Consider the following 26817-nt stretch of genomic DNA (forward strand, 5'->3'; position numbering starts at 1 on the left):
TGGCCGGCTGAGCCCAACAGCTCAGTCGGCCGGGGTCCCCAGGGGACCAAAGAGAAGCTCGCGGCTCTTCAGAACGTGATCTTCCATCAGCCGGGCCGCTCTATCCCCGTGCTTCGCTTCGAGCGCATCGACAATGCTCGCGTGCTCGGCATTGGAGATCTTCATCCGGCCTGGCATGTCGAGCGTCCGGCGCCGGAACAGGTGCATCTCACGATGGACTGAGGTGCACATGCTGAGGAGGCGTCCATTGCCGCTGAACTGAACGATCGCCTCATGGAAGCGCACATTGAGCGGATAGAAGACGTTGAGTTCACCCTTGTCGGCGGCCTCTTCCATCTCCCTGACCATGCGCCGCAGCTCCGTGACCTGCTTCTTGGTGATCTTCGAAGCCAGGAGCCTGCCCGCGAGTGCGTAGAGCGCAGCGCGGATATCGTAGAGTTCGGCTGCTTCACGGTTGCTGATTTCCCGGACGAACACGCCGCGATTGACGATGACGTGCACGAGACCGCTCTGTTCGAGACCCCGGCATGCTTCCCGAACCGGGCCACGGCTCACGCCGAGCTTCGCCGCAAGAGCGTTCTCGTTGAGGCGGTCGCCAGCCTTGAGCTCTCCAACCTCGATCATGCGCTCAAGCTCGCGCCGGATCAGGGAGGTCAAGGATTCTGTCCGTCGAATTCTGAGACCAAGTCCTGGATCTAAGGTCGTATCCATAGTGCCACCACCTTTGTGTCGGGCTTTCCTTTAGATGATACCGCATTCCAGCGCCAGTCTGCAAAAGATTGTTGACAATAAACAATGAATGCAAAATGCTCAGAGAGCCAAAAGGCCCGAATGGGTAGACACGAGGGACGGAAAAGTATGGACACGAAGGTCGAAACCGCGGATCGCGCGCTCACGTGGTACGTCGCTGATTTCATCTGCAACACGGCGGCCGTGGATCTTCCGCAGAACGTCGTTGAACTCGGCAAGAAGTCCATCCTCGATGGAATCGGGCTGGCTCTTTCGGGCTCCGTTGCAAAATCGGGTGAGCTGGTCCGCCGCCATTTGGCGGATCTCGGGCTGGAAGCCGGCCCATCGACGGTCATCGGCACGTCCCTGCGGGTTGCGCCGCGGTTCGCCGCTTTCGCCAATGGTGTGGGAATCCATGCGGACGATTATGACGACACTCAGCTGGCCGTCGCGGCCGACCGCGTCTATGGCCTTCTGACCCATCCGACGGCTCCTGCGCTTCCGGCGGCCCTTGCGGTCGGTGAGATGGTCGGTGCGGACGGACGTTCGGTCATGCTGGCCTATCATCTCGGCGTCGAGGTCGAGTGCAAGATCGCGGAAGCGATCAATCCCCGCCATTACCAGACAGGCTTCCACGCAACCGCAACCTGCGGAACATTCGCCGCAGCGGCAGCCTCGTCGCGCCTGATGGGGCTGAATGCAGAAACGACGAACAGAGCCCTGTCGATTGCCGGCAGTCAGTCCGCAGGTCTGCGCGAAAACTTCGGCACGATGACGAAACCGTTCCATGCAGGGCGCTCATCCGAGAGCGGCGTGGCTGCAGCTCAGTTTGCGAACTACGGTTGGACGGCCACCGACAAGATCCTCGAAGCCCCGCGCGGTTTCTTCCGGGCTGCAGGCGGCGGGTTCGACGCCAATGCCATCGTTGGCAAGCTCGGCGCACCCTGGACCTTCGCGGATCCCGGTATTTCCATCAAGCCTCATCCATCAGGCTCTCTGACGCATCCGGGCATGACTGAAATGCTCAGGCTGATCCGCGAGAATGGAATTCGTGCCGATGACGTCAGGCGTGTTCGCGTCGGCACCAATTCCAACATGCCGAATGCTCTGATTCATCATCGCCCGACCAATGAGCTGCAGGCGAAGTTCTCGATGGAGTTCTGCATGGCGATCCTCCTGCTGGAGGGGAGGGCAGGCCTGAGCGAGTTCACCGATGAGGTGGTTCTGCGCCCCGATGTGCAGGCGATGATCGAGAAAGTCGACTTCGTCGTCGATGACGAGGCCGAGCGCGCCGGTTATCACAAGATGACGACAATCATCGACATCGAGCTTGCGGATGGACGCAAGGTGTCCGGCCGCGCGGATTTCGGCAAGGGCAGCCCATCCAACCCGATGACCTATGATGAGGTGGCTGACAAGTTCCGCGAATGCGCGGAGTTCGCGCGCTTCCCACGCCAGCGGGCTGAAGACATCGTCGCCATGGTCAGGGATCTCGAGACGCTGAAATCCATCAATCAGCTGACGAGCCAGTTGCGCGTCGAATCCTAAGTCGGTCGTTTCGCCATTTCACGACAATCGGGTCCGGCAATGCCGGGCCCTCAACTCCGCGCAATCTTCCCCGAAGGAGCGGAGCTGCCTTTTTCACTGCAACAACATCGGACACCATTTTGCCGGGCTGCCTGGCATCGCTGGTCCAGAAGCGGAGACACACAGTGAGCAGCAAGACTCTCAAGATCGGAATCCTGGAGGGCGATGACATCGGGCATGAGGTGGTTCCGGCCGCCGTCGAGGTGGCCAAGGCAGCGGCGCGGCGGCACAACCTGTCGATCGATTGGCGCCCGATGCCGATCGGACGGCGCGCTCTGGACACCCATGGTTCCACCTTGCCCGACGGAACTCTTGAGACGCTGTCGACCCTTGACGGCTGGATCCTCGGGCCGATCGGTCACCGCGCCTATCCCCGCGGTCCGGGTGCGATCAACCCGCATCCGATCCTTCGCAAGCACTTCAATCTCTTCGCCAATGTGCGGCCGACCAGGTCCTATCCGGATATCGGCTGCCTGCATGATGGGGTTGATCTCATCATCGTGCGCGAGAACAACGAGGGTTTCCAGCCGGACCGCAACGTGGTTGCGGGCTCGGGCGAGTTTCGCCCGACGGAGGATGTGACGATCTCGGTCCGAGTCATCACGCGCGCAGGCAGCTATCGGGTGGCGAAGGCCGCTCTGGAGCTGGCTCGGCATCGACGCAAGCATCTGACCTTCGTTCACAAGGACACTGTCTTCAAACTCGGGTGCGGCATGTTCGTGGAGGAATGTCGGCGCGCCGCGAAGGAGTATCCGGACGTGCTCGTCGACGACGTGATCGTCGACACCTTCGCCATGCGCCTCGTGAGAGACCCGCAAAGTTTCGACGTCGTCGTCACCACGAACATGTTCGGCGACATCCTGTCCGATGAAGCGGCGGGCCTTGTCGGCGGGCTTGGTATGGCTCCAGGTCTCTGCATCGGTGAAGGCAATATCGCCATGGCTCAAGCAACCCACGGCTCGGCACCCGACATCGCCGGCAAGGGTATTGCGAATCCATACGCCATGATCGAGTCCACCCGCATGCTCTTCGACTGGCTGGGACGTGACCGCAATGTTCCCGAAGCCGTTGCCGCCGCGGCCTCCATGGAGCGCGCCACGACACGGGCTCTGATGGATCCGGCGAGCCGCACGACAGATATTCGCGGCCATGGACGAACCGAGGACATGACGCGGGCCATCATTCAGGGAATCGAGGAGGAAACCCGCGCAGTCGCATAACTGGCGATCGCTGCGGAGCAGGACACGGCAGCCGCGGGGGCAGGCTGCCGTGTCTCTGCGAAAGATATCACACCAGAAATTCGCCGCGTTCCTGAGGATCGAGACGGTGCACGAGGCCGGTCTCCCAAGCGAGATAGCGCCGTGCCGCATCGAGATTGCCGTCGTGCCTGTCATGAACGAAGGCGAGAAAATCGATCGCATGCAGCGCCGATTCCGGCCAGCCAGAATCGATGGCAAGTCCCGCGGCCTTCCATGCAGGAAAGCCGCCCTTCACGATGCGCACATCCGCATATCCCATCTCGTTGAGATCGAGGGCTGCGAGGCCCACGACTTCATCATCGTCTCCGATCAGACAAATCTGCCCTTTCCAGAAACCGAGAGCGCTCGTCAGCTCAGGACGGATCGCCCAACGGCTGCCGGCCGGGTGCTCTCGGCGATGCTCGCTCGATGATCGCAGATCGAGAAGGATCGCGTCGCCCGCAGCGTCCGCTGTCGCGGCTTCTTCCGGCGCGATCCCTTGCAATGTGCGAGGCAGGATCGAGGGCCTCCACCCGGAGACCTGCCATTCCTCAAATTCAGGGGAGCCGTCCGCACCCGGCAGCACATAGGTCTCGTAGCCCAACAGCTTGAGCCAATACGCAGCGAGGGAGGCACGCAGGCCCGTGTCGTCGGCAAAGACAATCCGTGCCCGCCTGACGCCGATCCACCGATCGGTGGCCTGCACGATCTGCACGCATGGCGCATGGATTGCGCCTTTCACATGTCCAGCCGCGAACTCCTCCGCGCTCCGGACATCGAGCAGATACAGCGTGCGGCTCCTGTCCGCAGCCAGCGCGCCAAGCTCCCTCGCGCCAATGACGGGAATGCCGGCATTTCGCGCGAAGTCCTGTCCACGACGGCGGCTCGCCTCCAGGTCCATGCGGGACAGAGCCGGGAACTCCTCAGGTTCTCGCCCACGATCGAGATCGAGACCCGCGAGGGTCCATCCTTGTGTGCCGTTCTGCAGGCCATAGACAGGATTCTCGATCCCGAGCAGCTTCAGGCTGATGGCGCCGATGAGGCTCCGGGTGCGGCCGGCACAGGTGAGAACAATCGGATTGGAGGTGTCGGGAACGGCGGCTGAAAACCGGTGCGGGAGTTCGCCATTCGGCAAACACTGGGCTCCCGGCAATGTCATCTTGCGATGTTCGGACGGTGGGCGCACGTCGAACAAGAGGTGCTCGCGTCCCTCCCTCTGCCATTCCGCCAAGGCCTCAGGGGCAATCGTCGCCGGATGAAAGGCGTGCTCCGCAAGCTCACCCAATGTCTTGCTCGGAACGTATTCTCCCTCGAACAAGGTAAAGCCCGCCTGCTTCCAACCCTGGACGCCTCCCACCACGACCATGACGATCTGGTAGCCCAACTGCTCCAGTCGTTCTGCCGCCTTCTCTGCGATGCCGTTCCCGGCATCGATCAGGATGACGGGAACTCCTGGATTGGGAATCAGGAACGGCGCCACCACTTCAAGCCGGCTGTACGGACACCAGACGGCCAGGAGAGGGTGGCCTTCTCCGTAGAGACCATGCTCACGCACATCCAGGAAAGCGAGCTCTCCAGGAGCGTGGATCAGCGCTTTTGCTGCAACGGCATCGATGCTTCGCATGATTATGCTGCGGGCTCGACCTCTTCCTCATGGAATGGCAGCGGCTCGGCTCCTGAAAAGAAGGTCCAGAACGCAGAATAGACGAGATCGGGCCGGTGCTCCGCCGGATAGTGGCCGGTGGGGATCGCCCAACCTCTCAGATCCGGCACCCATGGGGCCCAGGCCTCCAGCGGTTTGAAATGCCGGCCGCAATGGCTGTTCGATCCCCACAGCACCAGGACGGGACAGCGGATCTTCTTCACGCCGAAGTCCGCCTGGTCCATGGCGAGATCGAGCGTGACGGTCGCCCGGTAATCCTCGCAGACCGCATGGATCTGCTCCGGAGTCGTGCACCGCACATACTCGGCCATGGCCTCGGGCGAGAAGATCTCGAGTCCCACGCCTTTCTTGTTGAGCTTGTAATGGATGTAATAATCGAGGTCGGCGCAGATCAGCTTCTCGGGGAAAGGAGCTTTCTGCGCCATGAAGAACCAGTGATACGACTCCAGGCCCCATCCAAGCGTCACATTGGTCAGAACATGATGAGTCGGCACGATGTCCAGAGCAGCAACACGCTCGATACGATCGGGATGATCGAGCGCCATGCGGAAGGCAACTCGTGCGCCCCGGTCATGCCCGGCGACCGAAAAGCGATCAAAGCCAAGGGCTGCCATGATCTCCATGTTGTCCTGCCCCATGGCGCGGAACGTATAGGCCTCGTGATGGGGGCCGCCATCGGGCTTCGAGCTGTCGCCATAGCCGCGCAGGTCAGGGGCAACGACGGTGAAGCTCTCCGCGAGGCTGGGAGCGATCTTGTGCCAGCTGACATGGGTGAGGGGATTGCCATGGAGGAGAAGAAGCGGCGGGCCGCTTCCTCCTGTCGCGACATGGATCTCGGCACCCGATGTCTTGATGGTCCTGTGGGTGAAGCCTTCCATGAGCGCGCTGCCGTGGGGGCGCAAAGGCGGCATGGAGGCATCTTGCTCGAACAGGGGCTGATTCATGGCTGACCGCTGATTTGGCTGGCCGCGCCAAGGTCGAGCCTATTCCGTAAATTGTCAACAATCTTCGATTGACTATTTCTGCTGACTTGCCATGCTTCTGGCGAAGGTTGCTGGGACGAGATCAGAGCGCTGTTCACTCTGAACCATCCCGAAGCGAACTCACCGAGGGAAATTGATCGTGGCTACCTTGAATGCTGATGGACAGAGGCTGCCCCGGGTCGCACTGCTGCTCGGCGATTGTACGGGGATCGGGCCGGAACAATGTGCCCGGGTCCTGTCCGATGGGCGCTTGAACGATGCGGCCCGCCTGGTCGTCGTCGGCGATGCGCGAGTGCTGGAGCAGGGCATGCGGGATGCCGGCGTCTCTCTGTCCTGGTACGCGGCCTCTTCGGTTGCCGGGATCGATTGGAGCCGTCCGGAAGTACCGCTCATTGATTTGAAGAACATCGACCCGACCGAGATCCCCCGCGGAGTCGTATCGGCGGAGTCCGGGCGCCTTACGGGCGAAACCCTGGCCCATGCCATCGACCTGGCTCGCTGGGGAGAGGTTGACGCGATCACCTTCGCGCCGCTCAACAAGGCGGCGCTGCATGCCGGCGGCTGGCGCTATCCCGACGAGCACAAGATGTTCGCTCACCTCCTGGACCATCGCGGCTATTTCTCCGAGATGAACGTGCTCGATAATCAATGGATGTCGCGCGTGACCTCTCACGTTTCTCTTCGGCAGGCTCTTGATCAGATCAATTTCCAGAGCATTACGGATGCCATACAACTCGCCGACCGCACAATGAGGCGCGCAGGATTCGCGCGGCCGCGCCTTGCCGTTGCTGCGCTCAATCCCCATGCCGGGGAGGGTGGCTTGTTCGGGACGGAAGAAATCGAGATCATCGCTCCTGCAGTGGCTGCCGCCGCGCAGAACGGCATCGACTGTCGCGGCCCATTCCCGGCCGACACGGTTTACCTCAAGGCCTTCGCCGGGGAATATGACGGAGTCGTCGCCATGTACCACGACCAGGGGCAGATCGCGACGAAGCTGCGCGGCTTCAACCGTGGCGTCACGGTGACGGCTGGTCTCGACACCGTTTTCACGACGCCGGCGCACGGCACCGCATTCGACATCGTCGGCAAAGGCCTTGCGTCGACAGGCGCCTTGGAAAATGCTGTGCGCTTGGCAGCGAGGCTTGCCGGATCGGACGGAAACCGCTTGGCTGCGTGACGGCTCTTTAAGAGTTTGAACAGATAGACCGCTGGCGGCGGCTGGGGAAGCGTCCGCCGGAAGACCAGGTCTCCCGATTGAAGCACAGGTGTCGCGATGTCTCTCCATCAGAAGAAAAAGTACCGGCTGGCCGTCATTCCCGGCGATGGAATCGGCAAGGAGGTCGTTCCGGAAGGGGTGCGCGTGCTCGAAGCCGCTGCATCGAAATTCGGTTTCGATCTGCAACTCGATCACTTCGATTTCTCGTCCTACGACTACTATGAGAAGCATGGCCACATGCTGCCGGAGGATTGGAAGGAGCAGATCGGTGGTCACGACGCCATCTTCTTCGGAGCCGTCGGATGGCCGGAGAAGATCCCGGATCATATCTCGCTCTGGGGCTCGCTTCTTCAGTTCCGGCGCGAGTTCGACCAGTACGTCAATCTGAGACCCGTGCGCCTGATGCCCGGGGTTCCTTCTCCGCTCGCAAACCGCAAGCCCGGTGACATCGACTTCTGGGTCGTTCGCGAGAATACGGAAGGTGAATACTCCTCCATCGGCGGCAAGATGTTTCCTGGCACCGAGCGTGAGGTGGTCATTCAGGAAACCGTCATGACGCGTATCGGCGTCGACCGTGTCCTCCAGTTCGCTTTCGAGCTTGCTCAGAAGCGGCCCAAGAAGCATCTGACGTCGGCCACGAAGTCCAATGGCATCTCGATCACCATGCCTTACTGGGACGAGCGTGTGGAGGAGATGGCCAGGAAGTATCCAGGTGTGAAATGGGACAAGTACCATATCGACATCCTGACCGCCCATTTCGTGTTGCACCCCCATTGGTTCGACGTGGTCGTCGCCTCCAACCTTTTCGGCGACATCCTGTCCGATCTCGGTCCGGCCTGTACGGGAACCATCGGTATCGCCCCTTCGGGCAACATCAATCCGAACAGCGATTTTCCGTCTCTTTTCGAGCCGGTTCACGGCTCGGCTCCGGACATTGCAGGGCAGGGGATCGCAAACCCCATCGGTCAGATCTGGGCCGGCGCGATGATGCTGGAACATCTCGGGGAGACCGAGGCTGCGGCCGCCATCGTGACCGCCATCGAGAGCACCTTGAGCGAGCGGACATTGCGAACCCGTGACCTTGGAGGAAATGCCGACACCGGAACGACGGGCAAGGCTGTGGCCGAGGCGATTGGCTGACGGCTTCGAGAGGGAGGAGATTGTCGTGAAGAGCTACAGGATCGCTGCCATTCCAGGCGACGGGATCGGCAAGGCGGTCATTGCAGCAGGCGTCGAGGTTCTGCACGCGCTTGCCGAACGTGAGGGACATTTCCACCTCGCGTTCGAGACATTCGACTGGGGCTCGGATTATTACAAGCGGCACGGGATCATGATGCCGGAGAACGGCCGCGAGATCCTTCAGCCCTTCGACGCGATCTATTTCAGCGCGTCGGCGCGCCGGATGTGCCCGATCACATCACGCTCTGGGGCCTTCGCCTCGCGATCTGCCAACCTTTCGATCAATATGCCAATGTCCGCCCGACCGGGATCCTGCCGGGCATCACGAGTCCTTTGAGGAATGTGGAAGCGAAGGATCTCGACTGGGTCATCGTCCGCGAGAACTCGTAGGGTGAATATGCCCGCCAAGGAGGACGTTCACACAGGGGATTGCCTGAGTAAGTTGCGACGGAAGTGACGATCTTCACCCGGGCGGGTGTCACGCGGATCATGCGCTTTGCCTTCGAGCTAGCTCGCTCGCATCCGCGCAGGCTTCTCACTGTCGTGACCAAGTCGAACGCGCAGCGGCATGGCAGGTCATGTGGGATGAAATCGCCGCCGAGGTGGCGACAGACTACCCTGATGTCACCTGGGACAAGATGCTCGTGGATGCCATGACCATGCGCATGACGCTCAAGCCCTAGTCCCTCGACACCATTGTTGCGACGAACCTGCAGGCCGATATTCTCTCCGATCTCGCTGCGGCGCTCGCGGGCTCCCTCGGCATCGTCCCGACGGCGAACCTCAATCCGGAGCGCCGATTCCCCTCCATGTTCGAGCCCATTCACGGCTCGGCCTTCGATATCACCGGCAAGGGCATCGCCAATCCGATCGGCACCTTCTGGTCGGCGACGATGATGCTGAAACATCTCGGAGAAAAGCACGCAGCCGAGCGCCTGATGAAGGCGATCGAACGCGTCACGGCCGATCCCGATCTCCACACGCCGGATCTCGGCGGATCGGCGACAACGCGTCAGGTCACGGATGCGGTCATCGCAGCGATTCATGGAGCCAATAAGTTGAGCATTTTCCGGCGAAGTGGCTCCGGTTCGCCGTCAGAAAATGCGGTAGAGCCAGAAGGAGAGCCGGTTCCACGCAAGGGGAACGGCTCTAGAGCATCGTGCGGAACCGGAGGTCCGCATCAGCGAAAAGTGGACCCGGTTTTCCGCGCAGACGATGCTCTGCTTGAAAGAGGAAGCATCGGATGGGTCCCAGAAGTGGATTCCACTTTTCACGTCCGATGCTTTAGGCCGCCTATTCGATCTCCTCCACAGGAGGCGTGCCATAGGTGTGGAAGGATTCGACGGCCTTTATGCCCCAAGCCTGATCCTTCTTGCGTTCCTCTTCCGTCCAGACGATCGGCTTCCAATCAGGGGCGAGGATGAGGCGCGCGCCGGTGTTGCAGACCTCGACGCGATTGCCGCCAGACTCGTAGACGTAGAGAAAGAACGTCTGCTGCTCCGCATGCTTGTGCGGGCCGGATTCGATGGGAACGCCAGCCTCGAGGAAGATGTCTGCAGCCCTCAAGATATCCTCACGGCTGTCGAGAGCGTAGGTCAGATGATGGAAGCGGCCCTTCGCTCCCATATGGTCGCGGGTGAAGGCGAAGTCGTAGCTCTTGTTGGTCACCGTCATCCACATGCCCGCTTCGGTGCCGTCGTCCATGACGATCTGTTCGGTGAGACGGCAGCCGAGATATTCCTCGAACAAGAGACGGTTCGCTCGAATATCGGATGCGAGGCAGTTCAGATGATCGAGCCGGCGCACATTGACGCCGCGGGCGGGATAGCGCTGGGCTTGGTTCTTCAGCGCGGGCTTGAGATCCGGCGGTGGATCATACCACTCTGTCTCATAATAGAGCTCGATCATGTGTCCGTCAGGATCGCGGCAGAGGAGGGCCGGTCCATGGCCGAGATCTCCATCCGTCCAGCCGATATCATAGCCTGACCCCTTGAGAGCCGCGACACGCCGCTCCAATGCTTGCTGGCCGCGGGCGCGGAACGCCATATGCCCCATGCCGGGCTTCTTCGAGGCTGTGAGTTTGAGGGTGTGGCGCTCGTAATCGTCCCAACCGCGAAGATAGACGGAATCACCCTGCCGGCCGCTCTCCGTCATACCCATGACGTCGACGAAGAAGCGGAGGCTTTCCTCCGGCTTCGGCGTGAGCAGTTCGAGATGGGCCCAGATGGCCGAGGTCGAGAACGGGTTCCGCTTGCATGATCGCTATCCTTCTTGGGACGCCTTTTTCGGCTCGGCGTTTCCTCGTGCAAAACTTTCGTGTCAGTCGGCAATCGCCTTGGCAAGCGAGCCGTCGAGGCCAGATTCTGAGATCATGCGGCTGGCCTCGCGCATTTCTGCCGCGCGACGGATGCCGTGCTGTCGCACGCGGGAGAGCATGACCGTCGCCACACCGGCTCGCTGCGACGCAAGGGTAAAGTCTACCATCAGTGCTTCCATGCCCTTGATGACAATGCTGCCGCACAGCTTCGGGGCGGACGCCGTTCCGATGGCAGTGCTGACAACCGTGATCGTCATGCCAAGCGTGTTCAGCCGGCGCGCGACCTCTTCGGCTCTCTCGCCACCGCTCAGGATCGGCACCGCAATCCCGGGTTCGCTCACTGGCGCCATGACGGCGAACTCGACGAAGTCGGCTCCCCGTCGGCGGACGGGGGCTGCGACCTGCTCCTTCGTCGCCGGTGAGATCGAGTTGAGATCGATATAGATCTGGCCAGGTTCGAGAGAGGGCGCCGCCTGCTCGGCGGCCGTGACCGCGGCATCGGCCGTGATGGCCGAGGTGACGATATCGGCTCCCGCACATGCCTCGCCGATGCTCGCCTTCACGGTTCCTTTCGCGGAGACGGCGCGGGGCCATGCGGGGAAACCCATTTCAGAAAGGATCCTGACATCCCGCACGCCAGCATCGATCACCAAGCCGATTCCTCCCCGGGCCTTGAGAGAGGTCGCGAGATCGCCGAACATGCCGTCGGTGTTATCGGCGGTCACGGCTACGACCAGAATGTCGCCCGGACGACATTGCTCAATGGTCACATGGATCATCCAGTTGTCGCTTGGCTGCGCCAGCACCGTCACAGCACTTCCGGCCACCTGAGCGCCTGGCCAGATCGGACGCATATAGGGTTTCACAAGACCAACGCGGCCCATGGCCTCGTGCGTTGTGGCGGTGAGCACGAGTCTATCAGATGTGCCCGCGTCTGAAGGAACGCCGCTCCAACATGGGCAATCAGCTCTCGGGTGGCGAGCAGCAGATGATGGCGGTTGCACGTGCGCTCGTGCTCAACCCGAGACTCATGTTGTTGGATGAGCCGACGGAGGGTCTTGCGCCCATTATCATCGAGGAACTGCTGGCTGCCCTGAAGCGCATTATCCGCGATGAAGGCATGTCCACCATTGTGGTCGAGCAGCATGCCCAAAGGATCCTGGGTGTGACGGATAGCGCCATCGTCCTTGATCGCGGTACGATCGTCCATGCGGGGCCGAGTCGATCCCTTATCGATTAGCGCGAGATGCTGCGCCAGCGAGGTGACGATCCGGAGAAGCAGCCCGACATCTATGCCGGCATGGTGCGGGAGGCTTTGAAGGGCAAGCCTGATGATCTGACGATTATGATGCATCTGTGCCGCGGCAATGTCCGCTCCACTTTCATCGTATCGGGCGGTTACGATCCCGTCGCCGACACGCTGTTCAACGCCATGCCGGTCGACGGGTACTTCATGGAACGGGACACGGCCAGGGCCGGCGGATTCGAACCCTTGCGCTATCTCCCCAAGCGCAAAACCGTCGTCCTGGGCCTCGTCACTTCCAAGACAGGCACACTCGAGAGCAAGGACGATATCAAGCGCCGGATCGATGAGGCGGCCAAGTATGCCGATCTCGACCAGCTTTGCCTCTCCCCTCAATGCGGGTTCGCCTCGACCGAGGAGGGCAATATTCCCGCAGAGGAAGAGCAGTGGGCGAAGCTGCGTCTGATCGTCGATGCCGCCAAGGAAATCTGGGGCTGATCTGCTGCGAGGGATGAGTGTGTCGCCACTGACGATCTCGGATCGATGCTTCATTCGGGATCGCGCTTTGATGGCTTCAAACTGCAAGGGGGAGAGGCTTTATCGCCCCAGGCCGTCCTTTGATCGAAATCATTGATGTGATCTGCTCAAGACGGCCTTACCTGATACACGCTACCAGTAAATCATCTCCTGGCCTGCTCTTTGTGCGGATCTCTTGAGCCCGGGCGGATGGTGATCGCCCTGTGGGAGCAGTGCTGGTCGCCGTTGCAGCCGATAGCGGCGGAACAGATCCGAGATCCCATGTCGGCTTGGGATCAAGCGGATCGTTCTGACTTCCAGCGGCCGAGGCTGTCGAATCGCCGTTATCCTGAGCGCCTTGAGAGCGTTGCGAGGGTAGATCCTTAACGTTGGTGCTGTAGGCTCGTAATAGAGGCCGTCACATTCCGCAATTCCTGTGGTTCCAGCATGATGTTGGGCATCGTCTTATACGAGGTCTGCAGGGCAACCTTCAGTGCCGTCTACGACATTCCTGGCACATGAACATACAAAGCAGCTTCATCAACGTGCGCATCGAGGATGTCGCGCTACAAAATCGATTGTCGACTCTCGTCCATCAGGGCATCGATGTAGTTAAAGCACGCGGTCTGTCGCGTAGCCTTCGCGCAGCACGACCTGTCAGCGACCTACAGCGGGTGCAAGATTGTAGGCGGTCGTGGATTTGACTCGCTGCATGGCGAAGCGCGACGTCACGTTCTTGAGCGGGATCGCATCGATCAGGCGCTTGTAGAAGCTGTCATAGGCCGCCATGTCCGGCACGACGACTCTCAGCATGTAATCGACGTCTCCGGCCATGCGGTAGAATTCCATCACTTCCGGAATCGCGGAGACGACATCTGCGAAGCGCTGCAGCCATTCTCCTGAATGATCGGAGATCTGGATGGAAACGAACACCGTCAGTCCGAAACCAATCTTCTCCGGATCCAGAAGGGCAACACGCTTCTGGATGACGCCTGTTGCCTCAAGGCGCTGTACGCGCTTCCAGCATGGAGTTTGCGACAGGTTTACGCTTTGAGCGAGCTCTGCAATCGAGATATTGGCATTCTCTTGCAAGAGCATCAGGATTTTCGTGTCCGTCGCGTCCATGCTCGATCCTGGTCTGGCAGAAGAAACCTCTCGATAAGCCGACCTTTTAGAACCTATCACTCTCATCATGGTTAGGTTCTTTATAACGAACATTTTGGATGAATCAAGCCTCAGCCAGCTTGGCCGCTGGCAAGTTGCTACGATTAAAAGATGAGCAAATAGATGAGTAAATAACGGATTATGCTCCTCCCGCCCCAATCGGGAGAATATCTTGCTCATGGGGGTTGTTCTAAAAAAAGAACGTTCCCGTTGCTTTTTCAAGGTTTCCGCCTGGATAATCCGAGGGTCAGTCAGGCTCAAAGCACAGGCAGGGGAACCGTCATGTCACTTACATCTCGTTTCAGAAACAGAGCTGGCCTCGCGTTGCTCGGGGCCACGTTGCTGGCAGGAAGTGCAAGCTGGGCCGCCACTGCATGGGCAGCCGGCGCGGATGAGACACCGGTCAAGGGCGGTACGCTGATCTACCTCGAGCAGCAGGCCCACACGAACCTCTATCCTCCGGCGGGCGGCTTCTATCCGAACGGCGGCATTCTGAACCAGATTACTGACAAGCTTACGTATCAGAATCCGCAAACTCTCGAGATCGAACCCTGGATTGCTGAATCGTGGACGGTCAATGCCGACGCCACCGAGTACACGTTCAAGATCCGGAAAGGGATAACATTCTCGGATGGCACGCCGCTCGATGCCGCGGCTGTGGCCAAGAACTATGACACCTTCGGGCGCGGCAACAAGGAGCTGAAGCTCCCGATCTCCGAAGTGATCAACAACTACGACCGCAGCGAGGTCATCGATCCCTATACGGTCAAGTTCTATTTCAAGAAGCCGTCGCCCGGCTTCCTGCAGGGGACATCCGTGATCGGCTCCGGACTCGTCTCCCCGGCGACTCTGGCGCTGCCCTACGAGGCTCTGGGCGATGCGACCAAGATCATCGGCTCGGGTCCCTTCGTGGTCGCGAGTGAAACGCTCGGACGCGAGCTCACGCTTAAAGCCCGGGCCGATTACAATTGGGGTCCTGCAAAGCTCTCCCACCAAGGGCGTGCTTATCTCGACGGCATCAAGTACATCGTCACGCCTGAAGACAGCGTGCGCATCGGTGCCCTGCTCGCAGGCCAGGCTGATGTCATCCGCCAGATCCAGGCCTATGACGAGAAGCAGGTCGAGGATGAGGGCTATTTGATCTATGCCCCGTCCACCCGTGGCGTGAACAACAGCGTCGTCTTCCGTCCCGACAACCCGCTGGTGGCTGATGTCCGCGTGCGTCGCGCATTGCTGCATGCCACCAATACGGATGAGATCGTCTCGACTCTGTTCTCGACCCGTTACCCGAAGGCCACCTCGATCATCGCCAAGACGGCACTCGGCTATGTGGACCTCTCCTCTAAGCTCACTCATGACCTTGAGAAGGCGAAGGCGCTTCTTGATGAGGCCGGCTGGAGAGTGGGAGCGAGCGGCCTGCGCCAGAAGAATGGGCAGACGCTTGAGCTCTCGGCCTACGAGTCTCTGCCGCAGCCGCAGAACAAGGAAACGCTGCAGCTCGTTGCTCAGCAATGGGGCAAGGTCGGTGTAAAACTCAACGTTCTCACCGCCGATTCCGGCAGCGCGACGGTGAACAACCTCGATCCCGTCAAGGCGCCGGTTTCTCCGGCGATGGTCGGCCGGGCCGATCCTGATGTGATCAAGAGCCAGTACTACCCGACCAATCGCAATGTGCTGCTGCAGAAGGGCGGCAACAGCGACAAGGTTCAATCCTTCGTTGACGACAAGCTGAATGGGCTTCTGGAGAAGCTCGCCTCTGAGCCCGATCGCACCAAGCGCCTCGCGATTGCCGGCGACGTACAGAGCTACGTGATCGATCAGGCCTACGCCATTCCGATCTTTGAGGAGCCGCAGGCCTTCGCCGCTGCGCCTTACGTGAAAGGCGTGTCCTTCGAGGCCGTCGGGCGCCCCAGCTTCTACAACACCTGGCTGGCACCCCGTCGCTAACGACCAAGCAAACCGGCCGGGTGTCGAGAAAGGCATCCGGCCGCAAGGCGGATTAACTCGATCTTCTCAGACAGGATGTCTCATGTCGCGATATGTGATCGGACGGATCGGGCAGGCCCTTGTCGTTCTGTGGGCAGCCTTCACGGTTTCCTTCATTCTTCTCCAGGCGCTGCCAGGCGATGCCATTCTCATCAAGTTCCTCAATCCCGAGCTGGGGTTGGGACCCGAGCAGATCGCGGATATCCGCGCTTCATATGCAGCCGATACTCCGCTCTGGTCTCAGTATCTGCACACGATTGCCAACTTCCTGACCGGTCGCTTCGGCTATTCCGTTCAGGCGGGCGTTCCTGTCAGCGCTCTGTTGCTGGCGAACTTGCCGCCGACCCTGTGGCTTGCCACTTTCGGCTTTCTGCTGGCCGTGATCCTGGCCATTTCCATCTCGTTTGTTTCCGTGCTGCTCCCGCTTCCCCGGCTGCGCGCATTCTTTCATTCCATCCCATCGCTCTTCATCTCCACGCCCGTATTCTGGCTCGGCATCCTGCTCATCCAAGTCTTCTCGTTTCAGCTGAAACTCATTCCCGTCATTAGTCCCGGCCCCTGGGAAGTGCTCGTTCTTCCCGTCCTGACGCTTGCTGTTCCGATCTCGGCGCCGCTCGCTCAGGTGCTGATGCGCAACATCGATCACGTTCTCACCGAGCCTTTCGTTGCCGTTGCTCGTGCGAAGGGAGCATCCCATGGCTGGGTGGTGTGGAAGCATGTGGCGAAGAACGCTGTTCTGCCAACCCTCACGATTGGCGGCATCCTCTTCGGTGAGCTTCTTGCCGGCGCTGTCGTCACGGAGGCGGTCTTCGGCCTCAATGGGATCGGCAGCCTCACCCAACATGCTGTGAGCAGCCAGGATATCGCGGTGCTTCAGGCGCTCGTCGTTTTCTCGGCAGCGGCCTTCGTCCTCATCAATCTCACGGTGGATCTTCTCTATCCCATCTTCGATCCACGTCTCAGGATCCAAAAGGGAGCTGTCGCATGAGCGGCATCAACACAACGGGACGAAGCCTGCTGCGCGGTGATGCAGGCATCCTGGAAAATTCGTCCTCTTTTCGTTCATCCTTGGCGCTGGCAGGGGCACGATTGGTCACGAAGGCCAGGAGCATTCAACTCGGGCTTGTCGCCTCATGGTGCGTGATCGCCGTCGTTGTCCTGTGGGCGCTCTTTCCTGCATGGTTCACGAGCCACAGCGGCACCGTCGGCGTGGCGCGTCAGCAACTGCGCGCTCCCAGTACCGAGCATTGGCTGGGAACCGATGCCCTTGGTCGTGATCTTCTCGCGCGCATCATCCATGGGGCAAGTCAGTCGCTGTCCGGAGCCTTCGTTGCTGTCGGTGTCGGCCTCTTGGTTGGCACGGCCTTGGGCCTCATCGCAGGTTCCGCTCGTGGCAGGATGGATGGTGTGATCATGCGCGGGGTCGATGTGCTTTTATCGATCCCGCAGCTTCTCCTGTCGCTCAGCATCGTCATCCTGCTTGGCTTCGGCACCGTCAATGCAGCGATTGCGGTGGGTGTCACCGCCATTGCCAGTTTCGCGCGGCTTGCGCGGTCCGAGGTGGTGCGCGTGCGTGCCAGCGACTATGTGGAGGCAGCCTTCGGCAGCGGCGGAACCTTCAGCCGTGTGCTGTGGCGCCATATCCTGCCGAACTCTCTGACGTCCGTCATTGCCTTCGCCGCCCTGCAATTCGGCTGGGCCATCCTCACCATCTCCACCTTGGGCTTCCTGGGCTACGGCGCACCTCCGCCGACGCCGGAATGGGGCTTGCTGATTGCCGAAGGGCGCAACTATATCGCCCGCGCCTGGTGGCTCACCACAGTGCCTGGACTCGTTGTGATCCTCGTGGTCCTGTCTGCGAACCGCATCAGCCAGTCTTTTGGAAAGGTGCGGACATGAGCACGGCTCTCAACATCAATTCTCCCACTTCGAGGCTATCGAACGTTCCGGCTCTCGAGATCGGAAACCTGGCTGTCTCCTATCGCAGTCACGGCGAGGATCACCGTGTCGTTCACGATGTTTCGCTTGAGGTGCGTCCGGGCGAGGTGGTGGCTCTCGTCGGCGAGTCCGGGTCAGGCAAGACGACGACGGCGCAAGCCGCGATTGGGCTTCTCGCCCAGAACGGTCGTGTGGAATCCGGCTCCATCCGCCTCAATGGAACGGATATCTCAGGATGGCCGCAAAAGCGGCTCGACAGCATCCGTGGCAGCAAGATCAGCCTGATCCCACAGGATCCGACAAGTTCCCTCAATCCGGTCAAAACCATCGGCGAGCAGGTGGCCGAAGTCTTGCAGATTCATCGGCAGGGCAGGGGGACGGAGATCGAGGCGCGCGTCATCGAGCTTCTCGCCCGTGTCGGGCTCTCTCAGCCGGAGCTGCGCGCCAAGCAATATCCGCATGAATTGTCAGGCGGCATGCGCCAGCGTGTCCTGATCGCCATTGCCATTGCCTTGAAGCCGGCGCTGATCATCGCGGACGAGCCGACGAGCGCTCTCGATGTGACGGTGCAGAAGCGCATTCTCGACCTCATCGATGAGCTACGGGACGAATACGGCACGGCCGTTCTGCTGGTGACGCATGATCTGGGTGTGGCAGCCGACCGCTCCAACCGGATCGTCGTCTTGAAGAACGGACGAGTCCAGGAGCAGGGCCCGACCGATGAGGTGCTGGCTGCGCCGCGCAGCGACTACACGCGCAAGCTCCTTTCCGATGCGCCCTCCCTGGGAAAGGGCCGGTATGTTATCTCCCGCGTGAAAGACGGGTCGCCGGCCGATGCCGACCATGCCGTTATCGTCGAGAACCTGGTTCAGGACTTTCACCTCAGCGCCAGGCGAGCGACATTCAGAGCGGTCGATGACATTTCGTTCACTGTCCGAAGAGGAACGACGCACGCCATCGTCGGGGAATCCGGGTCGGGTAAGACGACGACGGCCCGCAGCATCGTCGGGTTCAATAAGCCAAGTTCAGGGCGAATCGTCGTCGATGGAATCGATGTCACAAGCTTGAGCGGAGAGAGCCTCCGCCGATTTCGCAAGACGATCCAGCTCGTCTACCAGAACCCCTTTGCCTCGCTCGATCCGCGCCAGACGATCTTTCAGGTGATCGAGGAGCCGCTGCTCAATTTCGATCCTCTGCCGAGAGAAGAGCGGGTCCGAAAGGTTGAAGCCATCCTCGACCGGGTCGGCCTCCCCCAAGCGGTTTTGGCCCGCAAGCCGCATGCCCTTTCAGGCGGGCAAAGGCAGCGTGTCGCCATCGCCCGCGCGCTCGTGCTCGAACCGAAGATTCTCGTGCTGGACGAGGCCGTCTCGGCTCTCGACGTCACGGTGCAGGCGCAGATCCTGAGGCTTCTCGACGAGCTGCAGCAGGCACTTGGCCTGACCTACCTTTTCATCTCCCACGATCTCGCCGTCGTACGGCAGATCTCGGATACGGTCTCCGTTCTGCATAACGGCCGCTTGGTTGATGAGGGCCCTGTGGAGGACGTGTTCCAGAACCCTGGCAGCGCCTACACGCGCGAACTCATTGCCGCAATCCCTGGGCAGCGCAATGCCTTCCTCGAAAACTCGGTTCTGAATGGAGCAAGCCAATGACCACATCATCGCAGCCGAAGCGGCTCGGGTTCTTTACCCGTCTTCTGGACGAAGGCAGTGCGGGTGAGCGCTACCGTCTGGCAGCCGAGCAGATCATTCACGCAGAGCGGCAAGGCTTCGACACGGCCTGGGTGGCTCAGCATCACTTCCATGAGGCTGAAGGCGGCCTGCCGTCTCCCTTCGTCTTCCTGGCTCACGTTGCTGCACAAACGTCAAAGATCCGCCTCGGCACCGGTGTCGTGACATTGCCGCTCGAACATCCGATCCGCGCTGCGGAAGATGCCGTGGTGTTCGATCTTCTCTCCGACGGTCGCCTGGAGGTCGGTGTCGGAACGGGCGGTACACCGTCGTCCTTCACGGCGTTCGGTCTCGACAGCGCCAACCGCTCGGAGATCTACGAGCGCGCTCTTGCGCTCGTCCGTGACGCCTGGAACGGAAAACCTCTTGATGGCGGTGATTCCCTCTACCCTGCAGCCCCTTATCTGAACGACCGGGTCTGGCAGGCGACCTTCTCGACCTCGGGCGGAATCCGAGCCGGCAAGGCTGGGGACGGTCTCATGCTCTCGCGCACGCAACCCCGGCCGAAGGATGCGCCGAACGCAACTCTTCCGGAGATTCAGCATCCCATTATCGATGCTTATCTCGAGGCCCTTCCGGTTGGCAGAGCGCCGCGCATCATGGCGTCTCGCTCGCTTTTCGTGGCGGACAAGCGCGAGGATGCACTTCGCCTCGCGGAGATCGGCTTGCGCCGCGTCGCCAAGGACTTCGCCGCCAAGGGACACGTGATCCCCGGCGATAAGCTGGCCGATCTCATCACCGCTCTCGATACGCATGTAGGTACGCCTACGGACGTCATCGAAAGCTTGAGCAAGGATACGACGCTGCCGCGCGTGACGGATGTCGTCTTCCAGGTTCACTCGGTCGATCCGCCCCACGATGACATCCTGCGGTCCATCGAACTCATTGCCGGTGAGGTGGCGCCGGCTCTCGGTTGGCAGAAGCTGCACGCCAAGCCCGAAAAGCGCGTTGCCCTCGTCCGCTGAGGCAGCACTCAATCAATAGAACTGGAAGAAGATCCATGAGCACCATCAGCTTCGATATCATCGATCACCTGGCCGATATCCAGCCCGGATCACATCTGGATGAACTCCGCTCCCAGCGCCCTCAGGCGCGAGAGAATGCACAGAAGAGTTACTCGGCCCTCTTCGATCCGGATGATGCCGGCAATGTTTCCGCGCTCGAGCGATATGCCGTCGCAACGTTCGTGACGGGTCTCCACCGCCAAAGCGTTGCCGCGGACTTTTATGCTGCCGCGCTGCAGAAACTCGATCGTCCCGATATTGCCGACATCGTCGATGCCGAGATCACGCGAGGTCTGGCGAAGGGGCCTTATGGCCGCTATCCGGAAGGGCCTCTTTCGACCGAGGATGAAGAGGGGCCGGATTATCGCGTTTTCCCAGGACACGAGGAAATCCTCGGAGCTCGGTTGGCTGCTGCCTTGCAGCATGCGCATCTGCTGGTGTTCCATCCCCGTGACGCTAATCCTGAAGCCCTACAGAAGCTGCTCGGTGCCGGGTGGTCGACAACCGATATCGTGACCCTGTCGCAGCTCGTGGCCTTTCTTTCGTTCCAGATCCGCGTTGTCGCAGGTCTGCGTGCCCTTGCCGCCACGTCAAACCACACGTCGGCCTCATCTGGCGAGGCTCCTGTGTTCACGGCTCTTCTGGCCTCCGGCGCTCTTTAAAGGAAAAGGCTTCCATGACCGAGACAACTCTGACCTATCCTGACAATCGCGAGCCTTCCGCCTTCACCCAGGCTGAGCTGGGATGGCTGCCGTGGCTGGAGCCGTTCCCTTCAGATCAGCTGACTGAAAGACATTGGGCGGGGCTTGTCGATCCGTCGCGCGCCAGGTCGCCTTATTTCCTGCTGCTTGCGCGCGATCCCGATGTTCTTCAGGCAAGAACGAAGGCCGACAAGGACATCTTCTACAACACGAGCAATGGCTTGCCGCGAGCCGAGCGGGAGCTTGCAGCGACGGCCGCCTCTCGGTCCAATGGCTGCATTTACTGCGCGTCCGTTCATTCGCGCTTTGCGACGCAGTATTCAAAGCGGGGCAACGACATTCAGCGCCTTCTCGACGAAGGCGTGGATGCGCGTGTCGACCCACGCTGGGACGCCATCGTCGACGCCTCCGTGGCGCTGACAGCGACACCCCTCGACTTTGGCGATGCTCAGATCGAGGATCTGCGCAAGAATGGTTTGGGCGATCTGGAGATCGTGGACGTCATCAACGGCGCCGCCTTCTTCAACTGGGCGAACAGATTGATGCTGTCTCTTGGGGAGGCGGCGCCTTCAGGCAAAACTTCATCGTGACTTCAGCTCCATCTCGAAGCGGGTTTCGTCTTTCGCTGCCGGTGTATCCGGAGGCCGAAGACCTGTTGGATCGCATGTTATATAGACGGGAATGAAGCTGTAGAATGTTTGTTGAGCATCCTCTGGCCGATACGGGTCAGTGAACTGGTGGACCGCCAGATTGCCGGGACAGTCACTTGGGCGTTATGCGGGCATATGTTCACGCCGGAACGAACCACATCCCTTGAGCAGATTATCAAAAGGAGCCGCTTTGTTGCTGGAGCCGATCTGTTGGGAGCGAACAGGCGGCAAAAGCCTTTATTATCGGCACCGGCAATACCCTCAGCGTCGTTGCAGGCATCTACGACAAGGTCGATGTGTTCGCTGATCTCGATCTGTACTTCATGGTCTAAGCATAGTCTCGTTCCAACACGGCTGATAATTTGAGACACCTTTGTGGTATTAGCGCCGGTGGGACCATATTCCCGCCGCTTAACCTTATGGTGGATCGAAAAAGAACGTGACCGATGTGATCCTCTTAAGCCATAGAACGAGCCAGCTTTTGATCGAGCATATGTTGGACGCTCACCTTATCATGGCAGCGGCGCGGCTGATGAAGCGGCTTTAGCCAAGAAATTTCGACTGACCGCCAATGACAGCCTAATTCATGCCGTACTGCATCAGGGACAAACCAAGTACCTGGCCAACCTTAAGCAGAAGGCACAAATCATCTCCTCTTTCCGGACATGAGTAAACTCATAAGTATCATCGTCCTGAATTGCCAATGAGGAGCCAAGACGAAGCCACAATACAGTTCAACAGTTCACTATGGCAAATTTTCAGCTTCGGTCTGGCCATGTACCCTGAGCGGTAACTATAGCTGCAACCGATTTGAGACGACCAAGGACATTCTATGGTTTGGCAAAGACGTGCGGCACACCGCGAAAGTTTTGCCTCACCCCGGTTCGGAAGTCCGTGGTGGTTGGGCATGGTTGGTATCCTCATCTTTGGGGGTACCACGGCGTACCTATTGCCCGGCTTTGCAGGAGGCAGGCGTGCAACAGAAGACTACTTCTCGGGAATGATGAACGCTCATTCTGTCCCAAGCGAAGCCTCTGCCGGCGATCCGGTGCCATTCACTTGGCTCCTCTCGCCTGCTGGCAGATGGCAAGGCCTGCCTCTGCTGGCGTTGCAGAATTCTGCTGATGTCGCTGAAGTCGGCGAGCTCAAGATTGCCTCACTACAGACGGCTTTTGAGCGCGAGAGGGATCGTGCAGGCGCTGCGCAGATTCAAATAGCGACTCTCCAAGAGCAGCTGGCCAGGCAGAAGGAGAAATATGAAGAAAAGCAGGAGGAGGTAATAATTCTGCGGGAACAGCTTACTGACTCGAAGGCGAATGCGCTGCAAAGGGCCGAGCATCAGAGTGAAGCTATCGAGGAGAAGGAACAGACAGACAATGCATTGTTGAGGGAGGCCGCCTCTCATGTGGAATTAGCGAAGCTGAGAGCTAGTCTCATTGATGCTCAGAATGCAGCAGAGAGCGAGAGGAAAAAGGCTCTTTCGGCATACGAACAGCTGGAGGCCGCGCAAGGTCGGCTCGCCGCACTCATCACGTTAGAGGGCAACAGGGCAGACACCGAGAGTCAACTTCGGCCAAAGGAGGAACAAGTTGTCGCTCCTCTCTATGAGAACCGCAAAGAACTGCTTCCAGCAACTCGAATCTTCCAGCTCCCCCTGCCTCTGACTGCGTACCCGGCTCCATCAGACAGGCAAGAGAATGAGGCAGAACCAGATACTCTACAGGCGATAAATCCAAGCGCAACGGACCGCAATGCTCGGCAAGCCTCTCTGCCGCCTAGGGCAAGAGCACCGGTTGAACGAGACAATAACGCAGAAGCCGCTGCAATTCGCAGCCATCGACTCCGAGTGGGGTCTGACGCCCGGAGACTGGTAAAGCGGGGGGATGTGTCCCGAGAGCAAGCCGCCCAGTCGATCGACAAGGCTTCTCCCAGCCCAAGCCAAGGACCTCGTTTGCTCGTGGAAGACGTTCAGAACTCACGCAGTCCTGGCGTTCTTCGTCTGCCAGGTGCTTTGCTGCCGGACAACAGGCTATGGTGAAATCTAATCGCCTCATGGTCTCATTGATCACAACGGAGATCCAACGCCTGCAACAATGACTTGGGCCTGCGCGACCATGCCTGTGACCCGGCATGTCTGGGAGATGGGGCAGATTAGAGCTAAGCGCCGGGATCCGGGCCAACGCATATGTCTGGCGCATCTGTCAGGAGGATCCATGCTTCGGATATCGCTCGTTTCACTCATTACCATCGCGTTGCTGGCAGCTCAGCCTGCCTTCGCCAAAGGCGGAGGTGGAGGAGGGAACGGCGGTAATGCCGGTGGCGGTGGTCAGGGCAGTGACAACGGTGGCGACGGCAAAGGCGGAGGCTCAGGCAACGGAAATAGCGGAGGCAACGGAAACAGTGGCGGTGGTGGAAATGCCGGGGGACGCGGCGGTCAGGGCAGCGAAGGTAGTGAAGGCGGCAAAGGTGGTGGAAGTGCCGGAGGTGGCGGTCGCAACAATGGGAATAGCAGCGGTGGCGGTCGGGGAGCCGGAAACAGCGGAGGACATGTCGGAGAGGGTGGCAGTCAAGGCACTGTAAACGGAGGTAGCGGTGGTGCCAGAGGCACTGGGGGCACAAGCAGTCAGGCCAGCAACAACAGCAGCGGAAAACCTGGCGGAGCATCAACTTCAGCATCAGCACCCACAGGAACAGATCCGACAGGCCCAGCAAGTCCGCGAGTGACACCGGCTGCTTCCATTCCAGCAACTGTGACACCGACATCGACATCGCTCGGAGTAAGGGGAAGCAGTACCGCAATGGCTCTGCCGTCCCCTCTCTTGCCCCGTTTTGAAGCATCAGGCTCTACAAGAGACTCTGCGGGGTCATTCGCTTGGCGGCCCGGCGTCCCCAGCCAGATTGTCCAGGCATGTCGCACCTCCGTTGCGACGGCAGCACTTCCCCATGGAGCTGTGCGGGTGGACGCAGCGAGCGCCGGACGGGCGAGCCGGACGCAGGATGGAGGACTCATGGCTCCTATCGAGGTAAGAGTTGTTTACGCCCGGGCGAATGCTCGCCAAGTCCGCCAGTCTCGCGTGGCATGCCGGCTCAATGCTGGCGGCACAGTTGTGGCTCTCCGCTGATAACGTGTCATTTGCCGCGGGTGCTTAGTCAGCAGGAAGAGAAGAACTCGTCGCGCAGGATCGCGAGGAGCCAAGCCGCCAGGTTGGTGCCTCGCTCAAAGCTGCTTCTTTCGTCCCAAGCCCTTAGGATTGTCTCCTGAACCAGATCCTCGGCCCGATGCACGTCGTAAGTCCGGAACATAGCCGGCGCTCTCAGGTTGAGCACCGCCTTCATCAGTTGTGCCATGAACTCGGGAACAGAGCCTTCAGCGCGGGTCTGAAGGGTCCTTTCCAGCGCCGGGCCAGACCGCCCAGTTCTCTTGGAAGATGGTCGCCTACCATCTCGTGACAGAGGTGGTGCTGCCCGAGGTGATCACGGATCGGATTCCCGATGTTCTGTTCTCAGCATTCAACGCTAACGCCATCATCGGATGCTCCTCACGCTGCTAAGCTTCAAGAGGCTGGCAAACCGACACATGTTAGTTTGGGTCCCTGCGAACGCTGCCCTTGGATCGCCTCAAGCGTGCGCCTGCATTGGCTTCTTGCAACGCGAGAAGAAGAACACCGATGTCTTCGTCCAGCAGTTCAATAGCGTTGCGGGCGTACTCTCGGAATCGTTCCTTGTGTCGTGCAGGCTCGCCTTCCCACAGACATACTCCGTGCTCAGCTTCGTAGATCGCCTGTGCCACTAGTTCGACTTGGTCGTTCATCTTAGCCTCTATGAGGGAAACAGGATTTATCCTTGACCTGGGGAGCACTAGGGTTGCAGCTGTGTCAGATGCCGGCCAGCAGAAGGCCTGCTTCTATGAAGGAGCTGACAGACACGCAGAAGAGGGATCCGCGCATCGCAATGAGGGGACAGCGCTTGGAATTCTCAAAGGATTAGCAGCCTGTGCTTCAATCTTGCCTGTCACTTGGGAATGGTTCATGGGCCAGTTCTGCCTCGTCAATCCAGGGCGCATGAACAGAAAACGGAGGCATTCGCCGATTTATTCCCTCACTAATTATCCGCGAGCATTGCGAGAGCGTCGGAGCCTCAGTTATTTGCTGTTGAATGTGCCATATTATCGAGGGGTCTAAGCGCCATGCTGAGCAGCAATGGCACCGCCGAATAAATGGGACTAGCCAAGGGATTTCGGTTCCGAATTCAAGACTAGGAAAGCGAAGGCAAATGCGCGGCTCCTTGGGGATGCGGTAGGCCACGTACGAGCGGTGGGCGGTTCACTATGACGCGGCCGAGGAGCTGCTCGATGCTCAACTCATGATGGCCGCGGCACGGCTGATGAGGCTGCTTTAGGCGCAAGGTTTCGAAGTTGGATCTATGGGCTTGGAGTGCGCTTCGGCCTCTCCCCAATCTCATTTAGTCGATTTCTGTCGCAGAAGCCTGCCCCTTGGAGGGGCAGGATGAAGCGTTCATCTGTCGCCCGCACAGAAGTCCGGAACCTATTCGGTATTCCGCTTAAACGACGAAGGTGTCTGTCTGACGGAAAATGTCGTCCCGGTTGTCGCCGTTATAGTCGCCTACGTACCAGCCATCGGTGCCATTGCCTGCGCCTGTCCAGCTGCCGGCGAAGTTGAACGAGTTCCCGTCCGACAGGAAGACCTCGGCTCCCGACCGGCCGGGCACATAGCGGAAGACGTCGTCCGCACCGTCACCATTGAAATCACCGACATACCAGCCGTCAGCACCGGATCCAGCCCCTGTCCAGCTACCGGCAGGCTCGAACGAGTTTCCGTCCGACAAGAAAACTTCGGCTCCGGATACACCTGGCACGTAGCGGAAGATGTCGTCTCGGTTGTCACCGTTGAAGTCGCCTAAATACCAGAAGTCGGAGCCACTGCTTGCCTCTGTCCAGCTGCCGTCGAAGTTGA

General features: G+C 59.9%; 21 protein-coding genes and 5 pseudogenes. 16 read left to right on the top strand and 10 right to left on the bottom strand.

All coding sequences use genetic code 11. From position 1 onward, the window contains the following. Nucleotides 1-21: 21 nt before the first annotated feature. On the bottom strand, nucleotides 22-657 hold the full coding sequence (locus tag AA309_RS01720; RefSeq protein WP_160310379.1) for an FCD domain-containing protein: 636 nt from the start codon (nucleotides 655-657) through the stop codon (nucleotides 22-24). A gap of 201 nt (nucleotides 658-858) precedes the next feature. Between AA309_RS01720 and AA309_RS01725 the strand changes: the two genes are divergently transcribed. Both AA309_RS01725 and AA309_RS01730 read left to right on the top strand, forming a co-directional pair. Beyond that, nucleotides 859-2277: an MmgE/PrpD family protein gene (locus AA309_RS01725; RefSeq protein WP_047187265.1), complete on the top strand. Its 1419-nt coding sequence runs from the start codon at nucleotides 859-861 to the stop codon at nucleotides 2275-2277. Between the two features lie 164 nt (nucleotides 2278-2441). Continuing rightward, nucleotides 2442-3536 (top strand): isocitrate/isopropylmalate dehydrogenase family protein, encoded by a 1095-nt coding sequence (locus AA309_RS01730; protein ID WP_047187266.1) that lies wholly within the window; start codon nucleotides 2442-2444, stop codon nucleotides 3534-3536. Nucleotides 3537-3603: 67 nt separating this feature from the next. On the opposite strand, the gene AA309_RS01735 is transcribed toward AA309_RS01730, so the two are convergent. Further along, nucleotides 3604-5178, bottom strand: a complete 1575-nt coding sequence (locus AA309_RS01735) for a rhodanese-like domain-containing protein (protein WP_047187267.1) — start codon at nucleotides 5176-5178, stop codon at nucleotides 3604-3606. 2 nt (nucleotides 5179-5180) lie between these two features. Further along, nucleotides 5181-6161, bottom strand: a complete 981-nt coding sequence (locus tag AA309_RS01740) for an alpha/beta fold hydrolase (RefSeq protein ID WP_047187268.1) — start codon at nucleotides 6159-6161, stop codon at nucleotides 5181-5183. Nucleotides 6162-6339: 178 nt separating this feature from the next. On the opposite strand from AA309_RS01740, the gene AA309_RS01745 reads away from it, so the two are divergent. From AA309_RS01745 to AA309_RS37145, 3 genes and pseudogenes are all read left to right on the top strand, one after another. Next, entirely contained in the window at nucleotides 6340-7377 is a 1038-nt protein-coding gene (locus AA309_RS01745) for a PdxA family dehydrogenase (protein WP_244470221.1), read from the top strand. A gap of 96 nt (nucleotides 7378-7473) precedes the next feature. Further along, complete coding sequence (locus AA309_RS01750; protein WP_047187269.1) at nucleotides 7474-8556, top strand: tartrate dehydrogenase; 1083 nt, start codon at nucleotides 7474-7476, stop codon at nucleotides 8554-8556. 25 nt (nucleotides 8557-8581) lie between these two features. Then, nucleotides 8582-9662 (top strand): annotated as a pseudogene (locus AA309_RS37145) (tartrate dehydrogenase); the annotation flags it as partial. A 226-nt stretch (nucleotides 9663-9888) separates the two neighbouring features. Here the strand turns inward: AA309_RS37145 and AA309_RS01760 are convergent. From AA309_RS01760 to AA309_RS37555, 3 genes and pseudogenes are all read right to left on the bottom strand, one after another. Next, nucleotides 9889-10852 (bottom strand): annotated as a pseudogene (locus AA309_RS01760) (catechol 2,3-dioxygenase). A gap of 62 nt (nucleotides 10853-10914) precedes the next feature. Continuing rightward, a complete protein-coding gene (locus AA309_RS37550) occupies nucleotides 10915-11262 on the bottom strand; it encodes a DUF1932 domain-containing protein (protein WP_425286843.1) in 348 nt (115 codons plus the stop codon). Between the two features lie 9 nt (nucleotides 11263-11271). After that, nucleotides 11272-11823 (bottom strand): annotated as a pseudogene (locus tag AA309_RS37555) (4-carboxy-4-hydroxy-2-oxoadipate aldolase/oxaloacetate decarboxylase); the annotation flags it as partial. On the opposite strand from AA309_RS37555, the pseudogene AA309_RS37155 reads away from it, so the two are divergent. Both AA309_RS37155 and AA309_RS01775 read left to right on the top strand, forming a co-directional pair. Continuing rightward, nucleotides 11823-12152 (top strand): annotated as a pseudogene (locus AA309_RS37155) (ATP-binding cassette domain-containing protein); the annotation flags it as partial. The pseudogenes AA309_RS37555 and AA309_RS37155 sit on opposite strands and share 1 nt — an antisense overlap. Before the next feature lie 12 nt (nucleotides 12153-12164). Then, nucleotides 12165-12653: pseudogene (locus AA309_RS01775) on the top strand (uroporphyrinogen decarboxylase/cobalamine-independent methonine synthase family protein); the annotation flags it as partial. Between the two features lie 675 nt (nucleotides 12654-13328). Here the strand turns inward: AA309_RS01775 and AA309_RS01780 are convergent. Continuing rightward, nucleotides 13329-13796, bottom strand: coding sequence for an Lrp/AsnC family transcriptional regulator (locus AA309_RS01780; RefSeq protein WP_047187270.1), 468 nt, complete (start codon nucleotides 13794-13796; stop codon nucleotides 13329-13331). Nucleotides 13797-14117: 321 nt separating this feature from the next. On the opposite strand from AA309_RS01780, the gene AA309_RS01785 reads away from it, so the two are divergent. The 9 genes from AA309_RS01785 (at nucleotide 14118) to AA309_RS01825 (ending at nucleotide 24424) form a co-directional block, all read left to right on the top strand. Then, complete coding sequence (locus AA309_RS01785) at nucleotides 14118-15782, top strand: TIGR04028 family ABC transporter substrate-binding protein (protein WP_047187271.1); 1665 nt, start codon at nucleotides 14118-14120, stop codon at nucleotides 15780-15782. Between the two features lie 82 nt (nucleotides 15783-15864). Continuing rightward, nucleotides 15865-16809, top strand: a complete 945-nt coding sequence (locus tag AA309_RS01790; protein WP_047187272.1) for an ABC transporter permease — start codon at nucleotides 15865-15867, stop codon at nucleotides 16807-16809. After that, on the top strand, nucleotides 16806-17720 hold the full coding sequence (locus AA309_RS01795) for an ABC transporter permease (RefSeq protein ID WP_084730798.1): 915 nt from the start codon (nucleotides 16806-16808) through the stop codon (nucleotides 17718-17720). The genes AA309_RS01790 and AA309_RS01795 overlap by 4 nt, the downstream gene beginning before the upstream one ends. Further along, nucleotides 17717-19411: a dipeptide ABC transporter ATP-binding protein gene (locus tag AA309_RS01800; RefSeq protein WP_047187273.1), complete on the top strand. Its 1695-nt coding sequence runs from the start codon at nucleotides 17717-17719 to the stop codon at nucleotides 19409-19411. The genes AA309_RS01795 and AA309_RS01800 overlap by 4 nt, the downstream gene beginning before the upstream one ends. Then, on the top strand, nucleotides 19408-20454 hold the full coding sequence (locus AA309_RS01805; RefSeq protein ID WP_047187274.1) for a putative FMN-dependent luciferase-like monooxygenase: 1047 nt from the start codon (nucleotides 19408-19410) through the stop codon (nucleotides 20452-20454). Before AA309_RS01800 ends, AA309_RS01805 begins: the two co-directional genes overlap by 4 nt. Before the next feature lie 35 nt (nucleotides 20455-20489). Further along, complete coding sequence (locus AA309_RS01810) at nucleotides 20490-21155, top strand: CMD domain protein (protein WP_047187275.1); 666 nt, start codon at nucleotides 20490-20492, stop codon at nucleotides 21153-21155. Nucleotides 21156-21169: 14 nt separating this feature from the next. Then, nucleotides 21170-21784 (top strand): alkylhydroperoxidase domain protein, encoded by a 615-nt coding sequence (locus tag AA309_RS01815; protein WP_047187276.1) that lies wholly within the window; start codon nucleotides 21170-21172, stop codon nucleotides 21782-21784. A gap of 967 nt (nucleotides 21785-22751) precedes the next feature. Continuing rightward, a complete protein-coding gene (locus AA309_RS01820; RefSeq protein WP_047187277.1) occupies nucleotides 22752-23882 on the top strand; it encodes a coiled-coil domain-containing protein in 1131 nt (376 codons plus the stop codon). A 272-nt stretch (nucleotides 23883-24154) separates the two neighbouring features. Continuing rightward, nucleotides 24155-24424, top strand: coding sequence for a hypothetical protein (locus AA309_RS01825; protein WP_052954424.1), 270 nt, complete (start codon nucleotides 24155-24157; stop codon nucleotides 24422-24424). A gap of 570 nt (nucleotides 24425-24994) precedes the next feature. On the opposite strand, the gene AA309_RS01830 is transcribed toward AA309_RS01825, so the two are convergent. The 3 genes from AA309_RS01830 to AA309_RS01840 all read right to left on the bottom strand — a co-directional run. After that, a complete protein-coding gene (locus AA309_RS01830; protein WP_052954425.1) occupies nucleotides 24995-25192 on the bottom strand; it encodes a sigma factor in 198 nt (65 codons plus the stop codon). A 232-nt stretch (nucleotides 25193-25424) separates the two neighbouring features. Next, nucleotides 25425-25655, bottom strand: coding sequence for a hypothetical protein (locus tag AA309_RS01835; protein ID WP_047187278.1), 231 nt, complete (start codon nucleotides 25653-25655; stop codon nucleotides 25425-25427). Nucleotides 25656-26404: 749 nt separating this feature from the next. Further along, nucleotides 26405-26817, bottom strand: a 413-nt coding sequence (locus AA309_RS01840; RefSeq protein WP_047187279.1) for an FG-GAP repeat domain-containing protein, incomplete at its 5' end; no start/stop codon positions are given.

This window comes from Microvirga vignae, from assembly GCF_001017175.1.
Taxonomy (GTDB): Bacteria; Pseudomonadota; Alphaproteobacteria; order Rhizobiales; family Beijerinckiaceae; genus Microvirga; species Microvirga vignae.

Excerpts from the sequence above, each read along its gene's own strand:
- AA309_RS01780 (WP_047187270.1), bottom strand. The coding sequence starts at position 13,796 with ATGGACGCGACGGACACGAAAATCCTGATGCTCTTGCAAGAGAATGCC.
- AA309_RS01830 (WP_052954425.1), bottom strand. The coding sequence starts at position 25,192 with ATGGCACAACTGATGAAGGCGGTGCTCAACCTGAGAGCGCCGGCTATG.
- AA309_RS01825 (WP_052954424.1), top strand. The coding sequence starts at position 24,155 with ATGCCGGTGGCGGTGGTCAGGGCAGTGACAACGGTGGCGACGGCAAAG.
- AA309_RS01735 (WP_047187267.1), bottom strand. The coding sequence starts at position 5,178 with ATGCGAAGCATCGATGCCGTTGCAGCAAAAGCGCTGATCCACGCTCCT.
- AA309_RS37550 (WP_425286843.1), bottom strand. The coding sequence starts at position 11,262 with ATGGCGCCAGTGAGCGAACCCGGGATTGCGGTGCCGATCCTGAGCGGT.
- AA309_RS01725 (WP_047187265.1), top strand. The coding sequence starts at position 859 with ATGGACACGAAGGTCGAAACCGCGGATCGCGCGCTCACGTGGTACGTC.
- AA309_RS01790 (WP_047187272.1), top strand. The coding sequence starts at position 15,865 with ATGTCGCGATATGTGATCGGACGGATCGGGCAGGCCCTTGTCGTTCTG.
- AA309_RS01805 (WP_047187274.1), top strand. The coding sequence starts at position 19,408 with ATGACCACATCATCGCAGCCGAAGCGGCTCGGGTTCTTTACCCGTCTT.
- AA309_RS01750 (WP_047187269.1), top strand. The coding sequence starts at position 7,474 with ATGTCTCTCCATCAGAAGAAAAAGTACCGGCTGGCCGTCATTCCCGGC.
- AA309_RS01740 (WP_047187268.1), bottom strand. The coding sequence starts at position 6,161 with ATGAATCAGCCCCTGTTCGAGCAAGATGCCTCCATGCCGCCTTTGCGC.
- AA309_RS01835 (WP_047187278.1), bottom strand. The coding sequence starts at position 25,655 with ATGAACGACCAAGTCGAACTAGTGGCACAGGCGATCTACGAAGCTGAG.
- AA309_RS01785 (WP_047187271.1), top strand. The coding sequence starts at position 14,118 with ATGTCACTTACATCTCGTTTCAGAAACAGAGCTGGCCTCGCGTTGCTC.
- AA309_RS01795 (WP_084730798.1), top strand. The coding sequence starts at position 16,806 with ATGAGCGGCATCAACACAACGGGACGAAGCCTGCTGCGCGGTGATGCA.
- AA309_RS01815 (WP_047187276.1), top strand. The coding sequence starts at position 21,170 with ATGACCGAGACAACTCTGACCTATCCTGACAATCGCGAGCCTTCCGCC.
- AA309_RS01820 (WP_047187277.1), top strand. The coding sequence starts at position 22,752 with ATGGTTGGTATCCTCATCTTTGGGGGTACCACGGCGTACCTATTGCCC.
- AA309_RS01800 (WP_047187273.1), top strand. The coding sequence starts at position 17,717 with ATGAGCACGGCTCTCAACATCAATTCTCCCACTTCGAGGCTATCGAAC.
- AA309_RS01810 (WP_047187275.1), top strand. The coding sequence starts at position 20,490 with ATGAGCACCATCAGCTTCGATATCATCGATCACCTGGCCGATATCCAG.